This window comes from Streptomyces sp. NPDC015125, assembly GCF_043080045.1.
Taxonomy (GTDB): Bacteria; Actinomycetota; Actinomycetes; order Streptomycetales; family Streptomycetaceae; genus Streptomyces.
The window spans coordinates 1-256 of record NZ_JBIBVF010000061.1 but is presented as its reverse complement, the minus strand read 5'-3'; the positions used below and the strand labels follow the sequence as shown (position 1 = coordinate 256).

General features: G+C 71.9%; 1 protein-coding gene. It reads right to left on the bottom strand.

Annotation, left to right across the window (positions count from 1 at the left end):
• The coding region (locus ACF088_RS41300) for an FAD-binding protein (protein WP_392381131.1) at nt 1–256 on the bottom strand (256 nt) is incomplete at both ends.

Genomic DNA, 256 nt, shown 5'->3' with positions numbered 1-256 from the left:
CGGGGCAGGTGGGAGACGTCGAGCCAGACCCCGCCGTTCGCGGTGCCCCGGCCCTCCTTGATCTCGGTGTACGAGGCGAGGGCCACCCGGTCGCGGGTGGACAGTTCCATGCGCTCGGGGTCGTAGCGGTTCATGTACCGCTCGCCGAGGGCGTTGCGCAGGATGCCGCCCTCACCGCGGGCGGCCTCGCTGACCAGGGTGCCCGCGGCGTTCTCCGGTTCGATGATGCCGGACGGGTGGAACTGCACCAGCTCGG